We start from the raw sequence: 12,938 nt of genomic DNA, 5'->3' as shown, positions 1-12,938 counted from the left end.
ATTAAGGGGAAGAGATTCTTTTGTCAACTCATTTTTATTTTAGGTTAACAATAAAACCCGCCCCTGAAAAGGGCGGGCTAAATATTAAGCTTCGGTCATGGAAGAGGTTTCAAGGGCTTTACTAACAGGCACATAATCATAGCCGAGATCACGAGCGACAGCTTCATAGGTGATATATCCGTTCATCACATTGACGCCTTCAGCAATCGCCTTGTTTTCTTTGATCGCTTTTGCAGCGCCTTTATTTGCAATCTGCAGTGCGTATGGGACCGTGACATTTGTTAAAGCAACTGTCGATGTTCTCGGAACCGCTCCTGGCATATTGGCAACAGCATAATGTAAAATGCCGTGCTTTTCATAAGTAGGCTGATCATGTGTTGTGATATGATCGATTGTTTCCACAATCCCGCCTTGGTCAATGGCTACATCGACAATGACAGAACCAGGCTTCATTTGTTTCACCATTTCTTCTGTGACAAGGGTTGGAGCTTTAGCACCTGGGATGAGAACCGCACAAATGAGCAGGTCTGCCTCGCTCACTGAATCTGCAATGTTAACAGGATTAGACATTAACGTTTTCATTTGATGACCAAACTGATCGTCCAGCTGACGTAATCGTTCCGCATTTACATCAATAAGGGTGACATCTGCGCCAAGTCCGATCGCCATTTTCGCTGCATTTGTTCCAACGACGCCGCCGCCAATAATGGTGACTTTCCCTCTCGATACTCCTGGCACGCCGGCGAGCAAAATGCCTTTTCCGCCTTTTGGCTTTTCTAAAAATTGAGCACCAATCTGAGCAGCCATTCTACCTGCTACTTCAGACATTGGCGTTAATAGAGGGAGTGATTTTCCGTCCGTTACCGTTTCATAAGCAATGGCTGTTACACCTTTTTGTTTTAATGCTTCAGCCAAGGAGGGCTCTGCTGCAAGGTGCAAGTACGTAAATAAGATCAGACCTTCTCTGAAATAAGCATATTCTTCAGGTAATGGTTCTTTTACCTTCATAATCATATCAGAAGATGCCCACACATCTTTCGCTTGATCAAGAATCTCTGCACCAACAGATACATAATCGTCATCAGTGAAACCGCTTCCAAAACCAGCGTTCGTTTCAATTAAAATCTGGTGTCCAGCTGAAAGCAATTGAGATGCTGCTCCTGGTGTTAATGCGACCCGGTTTTCATTGTTCTTAATCTCTTTCGGAATGCCGATGATCATATCAATTCCTCCTATGCTTATCTATTGATATTGTATGTCTAGTGTATCCTGAAAGTTTAGAAAATTCTTCGGTTGAATGAAAAAATTAAAAAACGCCTCTTTGTGAAATTTCACAAAGGGACGTTTTTTAGCTTCATATCAAGATAAATGGTCATTTTCTCATTCATGTTTTTTAAATCAATTTCTGCAATGTCCGTAATCCGCTTCAGTCTGTAATTCAATGTGTTGATATGAATATTTAACTGCTTTGCGGCGATATTGGCGTTGCTGTCACAATCAATAAACCGTTCAAGGGTCTCGACGAGGTTGGAATGATGCCTGAGATCGTAATCCTCAAGCTTTGATAAAGAGTAACTGGAATAAGACGATCCCTTTCGTTTTTCAGCAAGCACATCTAAGTATTGATAAATACCCAGTTCAGAAAAGCTGTTTAATTGTTCTGTTTCCACAGGAAAGCGTTCTTTTGTTTTTAAGACGGCCAGTGCTTCTTTATAGGATGGCTGAATATGAGTAATGTGATCGTAAATTCCACCAATGGCCGCTTGAACGTCATGGAGCTGATACCGATCAGACAACTGCTTTAGCATGCCGCTTGTGAATTGTTTAATATCTTGAAGCGGATGTTCTGTTTTTGGTGAGACAAGAATAATGAATTCGTTAAAATCAACAGTCGTTAACAGCACCTGCACTTGCTGCGTTGTTTCAAGCAGATAGGAGAGCTTCTTTTCCGTATCTTCAGTGAGTTCATCACGAAGGCGAAAAATAATAATCGCATACGTGTCTGGACACCTCATTCCAAGTCTCAAGAAGAGATCAAGCATCTCATCCTTTTCATGAATATGTCCTGTGAGCATCTTCCAAAATAGCTCCTGATTGCGTTCTTCTGTTTTCGTTTTTCGAATTTGTAAATTGAGTAATTTGTTTTTCACGGCATGTGCTGCCATCTTGAGAAGGTCCATTTCTTCATCTGAAAAAGGCTGCGTGGATTCAATTGCCCAGATAAAGCCGAGCACCTCTTTGTCTTTCCATATGGAAATGGCAACCCTGCTGGATAGACCGACTTCTGCAATTTGAGGTACGCGAAGCGGTTCATCTGTTTTAAGGAGTGTAGGAATGATACCGTCTTTCCAAAGCCGATTAATGACTTTTTCCGGTACACGGCGGGAGATAATGGTTGAAGTTCTGGCGGGATCAGTGAAATCATTATGTGTGCTATAGGCTAATAATCGATGATGAGTATCTTCTATAGTAATAGGGCAATTGAGCACATCACTAATTTGGTCTGCCACATCCTCTAAACGATCAAGGCTATACTTAAATGGATCTGTCTTTTTTGTCATAAAAAACCCCTGCTTTTTCGAATATTTCACGTACTTACATTATGAAGAGAATCAGGTACGTAAATCAACAAAAAAATGCCATAATCATTAAAAAAACAAAAAGCTTGAGAAATGAGCACATTGGTCATGCGTTGATCACAAAAAGAAATAGTACAATAATAATGTAGTAAAAAATCAATAGGCGGAAAGATTCATGGAAGTGCACGCCCTTTTATTAAGAATATATGACCAAAAAACTGTTAAATACTAGATAAAGAGCGAAAAAACAGTAATTCCATAGACTCATTTTGTAAAATAAAAACAGATTTGTTTGACTGTGTATCATTTCTGTTTTTATAATAATAACGTCAAAAAATAAGTGGATTAGCCCATTATATGGCGGCTATGCACGGGAGGTAATGAGGAATATGTCAGGAATTATTCGCGTAACCCCAGAAGAACTAAGAGCGACCGCTAAGCAATATGGTGTTGAAAGTCAAGAAGTGTTAAACCAAGTTGATCGTCTAAATAGAATGATCTCTGACCTAAAAGGAATGTGGGAAGGTGCTTCTAGTGAAGCATTCGCTGATCAATACGAACAGCTTAAACCTTCATTCATCAAAATGTCTGATCTATTAACAGATGTCAGCAATCAGCTTGATCAAACTGCAAATACACTTGAAAGCACTGACCAAGACATCGCTAGCCAAATCCGCGGCTAATCAAAGGGATTTCCTTTCTAAGTGTGAAAAGCAGAAAAAGCGCCGAGTCTGTCAGTTGATGCCGGCGCTCTTTCTATTTTGTGAGGTGGAAATTTGTGTATATCGATATTACCATCGACTTAAAAAACTATGATGGCAGTGTGTTTGATTTGAGACTATCAAATTATTTACATATTAAACAAGTCATCCATATCGCCTGGCAGGCAAAACAAATCTCACTACCTAAACGAGATGGCGGATGGGTGCGTGTAGTCAATAAGAAAGCTGTGTTTTCAGGCGAATATAAGCTGTCAGACTGTGGAATCACCACAGGAGACAGGCTGGAAATACTATGAAAGGACTTTTGTAAATGGCAGATAAAAAGAGTTCCTATTTAGAAGAACAATTAGAAGCAGTCATGAAAAAAGAGGAAGGCACTTACACCTTCATTTTTCAAAGAGAGACAATTAAACTCTTAGACGGTTTAGAAGCGGCACCGATTAAAGACATCAATCCTTCATTTAAAAAAGAGATCCAATTAACCGAAGGTGAGGTCATCATTTCGATTCAACCGCCTCCTGCCTATCAGGAATTTCGTTTCATCCATGCAAAGGATGAAAAAAGCAAATGGATTTTTTCATACCAGCTTGTCGATGCAGTGTGCAAACACGACGTGAAGCGGCTGCATCCTATTGTTTCTCCTGAAAACATTGTTTTTCATCAAGGCTTAGCGCCTGCATTTTTGCATTACGGGGTTAAAGAAAGCATCCCGCCATATGAAACCGACCAACATCGTCTGTTAAAAGAGGTCAAAGCCGTCATTCTTCGAGTGGTGGACCATGAATATCAGTTTCAAGAATATTTGGCTTATCATGATACGTTGAAATTATCTGAGCTGGCAAAGGAAATAAGTGATACACAGTCACTGGAAGAATTGTCTGCTTTGATTCAACAAAAAATAGAAGCCATCGAAGCAAAAGAAAAGACGCTCTTAACCATTCCAAAAAAGAAATGGAAGATCGAACGATACATTGGACTTGGTCTCCTTGTTCTTTTGATTCCTGCATTGGTGTATACCATTTACACGTTCTTTTTCGCCATGCCGAAACAAGAAGCGTATGTGGAAGCGAACAAGTATTATCTCAACAAACAGTACAGCCAAGTGGTGGATACGCTCGAAAAATACAAAGCCGATCAAATGCCAGTCTCTCTTCAATATGAACTGGCCATTTCGTATGTGCAAACGAATCAAGGGAATCTATTGCTTGACCAGCACAAAAAAGAAATCACGGATACGTACACATTGCAGACAGACCCGCAATACTTCCTGTTCTGGATTCATATTGGACAAGGCAATAGCAAGGAAGCTCTGGATATTGCAAGGGTGCTAGGGGACGACCGATACATATTCACAGCACTCGTCGCCTACCGCAATGAAATTCAAAATGACGACAGCCTATCTGCTGAAGAAAAACAAAAACAGCTAGATCCAATCATTAAGGAAATGGCGAAGTATGAAGAAAAAGAAACAACGGAGACGAGCACCAATGACTCCTCAGATGCAAGCCAAACAGATGAAACAGCTGAACAAAAAGAGCAGTCAAAAGCCGATCAGGAGAAAAAAGAGAAAGAATCTGATGCAAAAAAGAAAACCTCTCAGACGAAAAAAGATGAGAAAAAATAATTCTTTCGATACAACTGACAGTTGGTGCTGTCCGATGAGGAGGTGGAGCGTTTGAGTCTTCTATGGGTTTTTTATGAGGAAGATTATCAAACCGTCCGTTTAGATGAGCAGTTCAACCGAGAAGCTGTGATTGGATCTGAAATAGAGCATACAGTAACGATTCCTTCCCTTTCGTTTGATGAAGGGTTGATTCGTTTATCTCCAGATGAAACGAATGACGGCTTTTCTCTTTATCAGGGCGAAAAAAAGAAAGGTCACTTACTTCCACATGAACCATATCAGGTTGGTTCACTCACACTCATGTTGATGGATTCACATCATGATCAATCCATTTATTACCTAGGAAATAGAGTCGAAGTGACTATTTCAAGTGAAGAAATAGATGAAGCGGATGTGTGGAAAGAACAAGCCCATTCAATGTTTCAAGATGCCAAATCCTTCACGTTGGAAAAAATAGAAGGCACTTGGTATGTCATTCCCCAAGATGAAACGATCTATGTGAACGGGAAACAGTTGCATGGTCCACAGCAGCTTCTTGCTGGAGATGAGCTGTTTTGGAACTTTTTGACGCTGTCATTGAAAGATGATGATTTATTGCAAGTAACAGCATTTGAACCATTTCAAACACGTTTAGAAAAAACAAGGCCGCCGAGTACCGAAACGAAACAAAAATATCCTTTATATAGACGAACACCACGTTTGATTTACGATCTGCCAGATGACCGGGTGTCTTTCAGCTTTCCTTCACAGGAGAGTGAAAATAATGGCAGAGGACTTTGGCTCGTAGTTCTTCCGCCGCTTGTCATGCTGATTGTCATGGGGATCGTGGCCCTTGTACAGCCGCGAGGCATCTTTATTGTCGTGTCAATGGCGATGTTTATTATGACGTTAATTACTTCGTCCGTTCAATATTTTAAAGAGAAATCACAGCGCAAAAGACGAGAAGAGAAGCGGCAACGCGTTTACTCGCTTTACTTAGAAAATAAGCGGAAAGAGCTGCAAGAGCTGTATGACCGTCAACAATTTATTTTAACGTATCATTATCCGTCCTTTGAACAAATGAAATATTTGACGTCAGAAATCAGCGGGCGTATTTGGGAAAAGACGCTTGTCAGTGATGATTTTTTACAGCTGCGTCTAGGGACAGGTGCAGTTCCTTCAAGTTATGAATTATCGACGAGCGGCGGCGATATGGCCAATCGTGACATCGATGACTTAATGGAACAAACCCAGCATATGCAAAACGTCTATCGCGAGGTAAAAGATGTACCGATTACGTTCGGTCTTGCGGACGGTCCAACCGGATTAATAGGAAAACCGGCAATTGTCAAAAATGAGCTTCACCAGCTTGTCGGCCAGCTTGCTTTCTCGCACAGCTATCATGATTTGAGATTTGTTTTTATCTTTAATGAACAGGAGTATGAGAACTGGGAATGGATGAAATGGCTGCCGCACTTCCAACTTCCTCATACATACGGGAAAGGGTTTATATATAACGAACAAACACGTGATCAGCTCTTGTCTTCTATTTATGAAATTTTACGAGAGCGTGATCTGGAAGAGGAAAAAGAGAAAAAAATCTTTACGCCTCACTTTGTGTTTATCGTGACAAACCATGAACTCATTGCGGAACATGTGATTTTAGAATACCTAGAAGGCAGCCGGACGGATTTAGGCATCTCAATTATCTTTGCGGCAGAAACAAAGGAAAGCTTGGCTGAAAATATTTCAACGCTTGTTCGTTACATTAACGAAGAAGAAGGAGATATTCTCATTCAGCATAAGAAGGCCGTACGAATTCCATTTCAGCTGGATGCACATGAGCGAGCGGACAATGAGTTGTTTGCCAGAACCTTAAGAACATTAGATCATCAAGTCGGGATGACCAACTCGATTCCAGAAACGGTTTCCTTCCTTGATCTGTTTCATGCCAAACAGGTAGATGACATTGGCATTCGTGAAAAATGGCTGACATCTGAAACAGCAAAGTCATTATCTGTGCCTATCGGTTATAAAGGAAAAAACGATATTGTCGATCTGAATCTGCATGAAAAAGCACATGGCCCACATGGTCTATTAGCGGGAACAACGGGATCAGGAAAAAGTGAGTTTTTACAGACGTATATTTTATCCTTGGCTGTACACTTTCACCCGCATGAAGTGGCGTTCTTGCTCATTGATTACAAAGGAGGCGGAATGGCGCAGCCGTTCCGAAATATTCCGCACTTACTTGGTACGATCACAAACATTGAAGGCAGCAAAAACTTTAGTGAAAGAGCGCTTGCCTCTATTAAAAGTGAACTGAAGAAAAGACAGCGCTTGTTTGATCAGTATCATGTGAATCATATCAATGACTATACGAAACTCTATAAAGAGAAAAAGGCGGAACAGGCGATGCCTCATTTGTTCTTAATCTCTGATGAGTTTGCTGAATTAAAAAGTGAAGAGCCAGATTTTATTAGAGAGCTTGTCAGTGCCGCGCGGATTGGACGAAGTCTCGGTGTCCATCTCATTTTGGCGACACAAAAGCCCGGCGGGGTCATTGATGATCAAATTTGGAGTAACTCCCGCTTTAAAGTCGCATTAAAGGTACAAGATGCATCAGACAGTAAGGAAATTTTGAAAAATAGTGATGCAGCGTCGATTACCGTGACAGGTCGTGGATATTTACAAGTGGGGAACAATGAAATCTATGAATTATTCCAGTCGGCTTGGAGCGGTGCACCGTATATGGAAGATGGCTACGGATCAGAAGATGACATCGCCATTGTAACGGACACTGGACTGATCCCATTATCAGGGGTAAGTACAGAGCCGGCTGTGAAAAAAGAGACAGTGACGGAAATTTCCGCTGTTGTGGATGAAATTGAACGTATGCAGCAGGAGCTTGGAATTGAAAAGCTTCCGAGTCCATGGCTTCCACCGCTTGAAGAACGGATTCCAAAAACACGTTATGCATCAAGTGAAGAGCACGTCTTCCATTTCGCTCTTGTCGATGAGCCAGATCAGCAAAGCCAGCATCCACTTTCTTATCAAATGATGGAGGATGGAAATATTGGCATCTTCGGTTCATCCGGCTACGGCAAATCACTTGCTGCAACCACACTGCTTATGAGCTTCGCAGAAAGATATTCACCTGAAGAATGGCATGCATATATTTATGACTTCGGTAACGGCACCTTGCTACCGCTTGCCAAACTTCCGCATACGGCTGATTATTTCTTAATGGATCAAATGAGAAAGATTCAAAAGTCGATGAAGCGTCTTCGTGAAGAGGTTGAATATCGCAAGCGTTTATTTAGACAGCAGGAAATGAGTCATATCAAAATGTACAATGCGCTGAATGAGAAAAAGCTTCCATTCATATTTATCGTGATTGACAACTTTGACATTGTGAAAGACGAAATGCATGAACTCGAATCTGAATTTATTCAGTTAAGCCGTGATGGACAATCGTTAGGCATTTATTTCTTAATCACAGCGACTCGTGTCAACGCAGTCCGTCAATCTCTTATGAACAACTTGAAAACAAAGATTGTCCATTACTTAATGGATCAAGGAGAGGCATACTCCATTATTGGCAGACCGAAATTCAGCTTAGAGCCGATTCCAGGACGAGTCATTATCAACAAAGAAGAGCTTTACTTTGCCCAAATGTTCCTGCCAGTTGAAGGAGAGAACGATCTCGAATTGTTTGAGCATTTAAAACAAGAGATCCAGCTTCTAGATGCTCGCTTTGAATCAGCTGAAAAACCAAAACCTGTACCAATGCTTCCTGAAAAACTGACCATTTGGGAGCTAGAGAGTCGCTTAGAAGAACAAAAACAGCCGTATGACATTCCAGTCGGACTAGATGAGGAATCTGTTGCACCTGTTTACTTTGACTTGAAGAAGAATAAACATTGCCTCATCATTGGTCAAACGCAGCGAGGGAAAACAAATGTGACCAAACTAATGCTTGATCAGCTATTAGTAGCAAAACCTGAGAAGCTAGCCGTCTTTGATTCGATAGATCGGGGTCTCTCTCATTACGCAAAAGAAGAGAACATTGATTACCTTGAAACAAAGGATGATATCACCGAATGGGCAGAGGAAATAGACCGCTTATTCAAGGGACGTGAAGAGGTGTACGTCGAAGCTGTGCGCCGTGGAGAGACTGATCAGTTGTCGTTCTCTCAAATTGTGCTTGTGATTGATGGCATTACGCGTTTTCAGCAGACAATCGACCCGCGTCTTCAAGATCAATTGGCTGATTTCATGAAGTCATATGCACACTTAGGCTTCAGCCTGATCGCATCAGGGAATCATACCGAATTTAGCAAAGGCTATGATGCACTCACAAACGAAATCAAACAAGTTCGTCATGCCATGTTACTCATGAAAAAATCAGAACAAAACATCATACCGCTTCCGTATGCAAGACAAGAACCAGATATTCAGCCAGGTTTCGGATATTTGGTTGAAAACGGGAAAGAGAAGAAAATCCAAGTTCCTTTATGTGCGGTAGAAAGGAAGAGTGTTCAATGACAGAGCAGCAAAAAAGCTCCATCAAAATCGTGTCGACCATGATACTGATTCTCGTCTTGCCGGTTCTATTTTTCCATCTCATTGGGGATGATCCGGCAAAACAGAAAAAGAATGCCACACGTAACATTGCAGTGGTCAATGAGGATATGGGGGCGAGCGAAAGTGAAAATACCGCTCGTTTCGGACAGGATGTGGTGGCGGCATTATCAGAGCGTCCAGATTACACATGGACAGTCGTCAATCGAAGTGCGGCAGAAAATGGACTGAAAAATAGAAAGTACGATGCAGTTCTCTATATTCCATCTGACTTCTCTAAAAATGTGCTGAGCTATGATAAGGATCATCCTGAGAAGGCATCTATCCAATTCTCAATCCAAGATCAGCTCAATGCAGTGAATAAAGAAAAAGTACAAAGAGAGCTAGAAAATGCTCAAAAGAAAATGAATGAACAAATGTCGACTTTATATTGGAGTTTTGTATCACAGGAAATCGGCAATGTGAGAGAAGAGTTTGAGCATATTGTTGGCAAAGAGGTCGAATTCCAAAACACGATGTACAACTTCTATAAGCCAAATTCAAACAAACTATCTGATGCCGTCCAGCAGCAGAAGAAACAAATAGAAGAACTAAAAAATGCGATGGCCGATTCTCAAAAACAGTATAAAGACGGTTTAAGTACAACAGAAGAAGCGAAAAGTCAGCTGAAGGATTTCGTAAAAGTAGTCGATCAATATCAGCAGTATCAAGACAAACAAAAGGATCTCTTGATCAAAGCGCAATCGACAAGTAAAAAACAAATCCAGCAAGGACTCAAACAGCTTGCGGAGATTCAAAACCAAAATGCCCGCAGCTTTAGCGATCAAATGGGAGGACTCAAAACCGATATCAATGGGGTCCAAAGTCAGCTTAAAACAACGGACAGCGCAATTCAATCTGTTCAAAAGTCGAGGGAAGAAGCTATTCCTAAGCAATCGACGGGATTAAAGGAACTTGTGAAGACGTCTCAGGAAGAACTGATTAGTAATTATGAAGCTCAATATCTTGCATATATAGGGGATAAAATAACTCTGTTGCAAGAGCAATTGAAAGCTTCAAGAAAGGCATTGCTTGAAGCAGAGAAACCGAAAGAGGATCCGAATGAGGATTCGAATAATCAAGATGAAGACCAAAAAGATTCGTCAGACGATTTGAAAATCGATCTTGAAGAAGAGACGAAGAAATTAACTGAAATCTCAACAGAAATAAATCAAGTGGCAGATGAGTTGTCAGGAAATGAAGAAACGACACCTACTCCAGAAAATGGTGGAGAAAATCCAGACCAAACTGGGGAAACCAAATCAACGTCAGTTCAATCAAAAGAGCAACTAAAAGCACTGTCTCTAAAATTAGAAGAAGTGAAAAAGAATATCGAGGAGAAAACCAAAGCTCATAATGATCAATTACAAGGAAAAGTCGATCTTTTGAGTAAAGAATTAAAATCTTTAACAGATAAAATAGACAAACTAGAAGAAAAAATAATAAGAATAGAAACTAGTAACAATAAAAACATAAGTGATATAAAGAAATCCATTATCAAACAAGAATCTTCTATTACAAGAAAATTAGAACGAATAGAAACAACTCAATCTCCATTAAATCAATATACATCAAAAATGGATAAAATTGGGGGTTTTGATACAAATTCAGAAAATGCATCAGAATTATTAAAGTATTCAAATGAATTAGCACAGTATGAAGCATTACTTAACAGCTTCTATCCAAAGAAGGATCCTTCTTCTTTGGTCGACACAAAAGGAGATGAAATCCAGTCCATCCTTTCCATCAAAAAAGAAGAAACGGAAAACTGGGATACACTCAAAAATCAGATGCTGACGTCAAATGATGATGTGTCTACCTTTATTGATGAGATGCAAAAATTCTCAGATGGCTACGCAGAATACATTTCGACTCAGCAGGCAAGTATGGAACAGGAGTTAAATGCCATTTCTGAAAGTGCGGACACAGTAGCTGAACAAATGGCTGATCAAGGAGATGCGGTGTATACAGCAGACCTTGCGGGCAGTTCGATTGTTGTGAGTGCACAGGATTCAATTGGTCAGGAAGTGCTTCGTCTTTCTGAAAATATGAGCTCGTTAACCGACCGCCAAAAAGGGGTGGCCGATTATACGAATAATATTGAAGAAAGTGTCACAACCGTCCAAGAAAAAGCAGATACGCTGAACGAAAACTGGAGCAAGAATGTCAATTCTACGAAGCTTGTTCAACAAGATTTAAAGGGTATTTTAGGCAACACTTTAGACGATCAAGGCAACAGCAACTATGTGTATAACCATTTAGCCAATCCGCTGAAAATTAGCGGCGATGTGCCAGAAGAAAAAACGCAGACTGTACCGCCAGTAGTCATTTTGGTTATTGTGATGATCAGCAGTTTGTTGATTGGCTTTTTTAGCTCGTACTATGCGTCAGCGCCAATGCTGGTCAAAGGTGCACTCTTTGGTATTTTAAATCTGCTAGTCGGGCTCATGATCAGCCTGTTTGGACTCAACATTTACAAACTAGCTGATGACCAAGCCATTCAATGGTCGATCTTTACGATTTTGCTGCTAGTGGCGTGCTCTGCCTTTATTCGCACAGCTTTCCTTTTCGGTTCAATTGCCGGATGGATGGCAGCAACGGCGCTTATTTTCTTCTTTGTTGCACCGTTAATTGATTTGGTCATGCCAAACTTCCATTTTACAAATCCAGTGACAGACGTGTATCTGTCCATCCAATATGGAAATGGAGACAACTTCGGTATGGGCATCACAGGGCTACTGATTTTAACGATATTGTTCATGGTCATTCCACTAGTGAAGAAGCTATGGAAAGACAAAACAGAGGAACGTGATGTCACTCATGAGGCTTAATCTATTCGTCAAAGGGATGGCACTTGGTGTCATATCCCTTTTTCTCCTCAGTCCTGCTGCTTTTGCTGCTACAGGTGAAGATACGGATACGAATGTCAAGCCGAATGAATATCAAGAAAAGAACCTCAATATTAATTCGAGTATATTGAGGGATCAAACGAAATACGAACAAAGCAAAACAACATCTAAAGTCAAAACGGACATTCACTTTGCTGACCCGCCTAAGACCTCTGGTGGTCAACTTTCGCCGCAGCTTTTTAGTGATCTGAAAGAAAATCCGCCTAAAACGCCAGCTCGTATGATGAAAGAGATGGATATCTCTTTCAGCGATTCGGCTGTATCAACGCCTTCTGGCGATGATCATGAAAAGCAGAGATCGGCGCTTCTACCAATCATTTTTGGCATCTTGATTGCCTTTGGCATCATGGTCATGATCATTCTCATTCCAAAGGTGAATGTGAAGACGGAAAAGAAATAGCCTGCCTTTTGAAAAGGGCAGGCTTTTCTTTATGCAGATGCAGATTGCTTGATGTGAGACCGATTCACTATTTAAAATAGTGTTATCAAGGGAGGAGATTGT

General features: G+C 40.8%; 8 protein-coding genes. 6 read left to right on the top strand and 2 right to left on the bottom strand.

All coding sequences use genetic code 11. From position 1 onward, the window contains the following. Positions 1-84 precede the first annotated feature (84 nt). Both ald and NST24_RS15130 read right to left on the bottom strand, forming a co-directional pair. Positions 85-1,221 carry an alanine dehydrogenase gene (ald, locus tag NST24_RS15135; RefSeq protein WP_342461937.1) on the bottom strand — a complete coding sequence of 379 codons (1,137 nt, stop codon included), beginning with the start codon at positions 1,219-1,221 and terminating at the stop codon, positions 85-87. 110 nt (positions 1,222-1,331) lie between these two features. Continuing rightward, positions 1,332-2,561 carry a PucR family transcriptional regulator gene (locus NST24_RS15130; protein WP_008345900.1) on the bottom strand — a complete coding sequence of 410 codons (1,230 nt, stop codon included), beginning with the start codon at positions 2,559-2,561 and terminating at the stop codon, positions 1,332-1,334. Positions 2,562-2,968: 407 nt separating this feature from the next. On the opposite strand from NST24_RS15130, the gene NST24_RS15125 reads away from it, so the two are divergent. The 6 genes from NST24_RS15125 to essA all read left to right on the top strand — a co-directional run bounded on the left by NST24_RS15125 (position 2,969) and on the right by essA (position 12,836). Further along, on the top strand, positions 2,969-3,262 hold the full coding sequence (locus NST24_RS15125) for a WXG100 family type VII secretion target (protein WP_003213769.1): 294 nt from the start codon (positions 2,969-2,971) through the stop codon (positions 3,260-3,262). A 95-nt stretch (positions 3,263-3,357) separates the two neighbouring features. Beyond that, the gene (locus NST24_RS15120; RefSeq protein WP_008345897.1) at positions 3,358-3,597 is read left to right on the top strand and encodes an EsaB/YukD family protein; all 240 of its coding nucleotides are present in this window, start codon (positions 3,358-3,360) and stop codon (positions 3,595-3,597) included. Positions 3,598-3,611: 14 nt separating this feature from the next. Beyond that, positions 3,612-4,925 carry a type VII secretion protein EssB gene (essB, locus tag NST24_RS15115; RefSeq protein ID WP_008345895.1) on the top strand — a complete coding sequence of 438 codons (1,314 nt, stop codon included), beginning with the start codon at positions 3,612-3,614 and terminating at the stop codon, positions 4,923-4,925. Between the two features lie 51 nt (positions 4,926-4,976). Beyond that, on the top strand, positions 4,977-9,452 hold the full coding sequence (gene essC / locus NST24_RS15110) for a type VII secretion protein EssC (RefSeq protein ID WP_342461936.1): 4,476 nt from the start codon (positions 4,977-4,979) through the stop codon (positions 9,450-9,452). Continuing rightward, complete coding sequence (gene esaA, locus NST24_RS15105) at positions 9,449-12,358, top strand: type VII secretion protein EsaA (protein WP_342461935.1); 2,910 nt, start codon at positions 9,449-9,451, stop codon at positions 12,356-12,358. The genes essC and esaA overlap by 4 nt, the downstream gene beginning before the upstream one ends. After that, complete coding sequence (gene essA, locus NST24_RS15100; protein WP_024719738.1) at positions 12,339-12,836, top strand: type VII secretion protein EssA; 498 nt, start codon at positions 12,339-12,341, stop codon at positions 12,834-12,836. The genes esaA and essA overlap by 20 nt, the downstream gene beginning before the upstream one ends. Positions 12,837-12,938 lie beyond the last annotated feature (102 nt).

It is taken from the genome of Bacillus sp. FSL R5-0286 (assembly GCF_038593245.1).
Classification (GTDB): domain Bacteria; phylum Bacillota; class Bacilli; order Bacillales; family Bacillaceae; genus Bacillus; species Bacillus altitudinis.
Note: the sequence above shows the minus strand (reverse complement) of the source record. Positions and strands in the feature narration are given on the sequence as shown.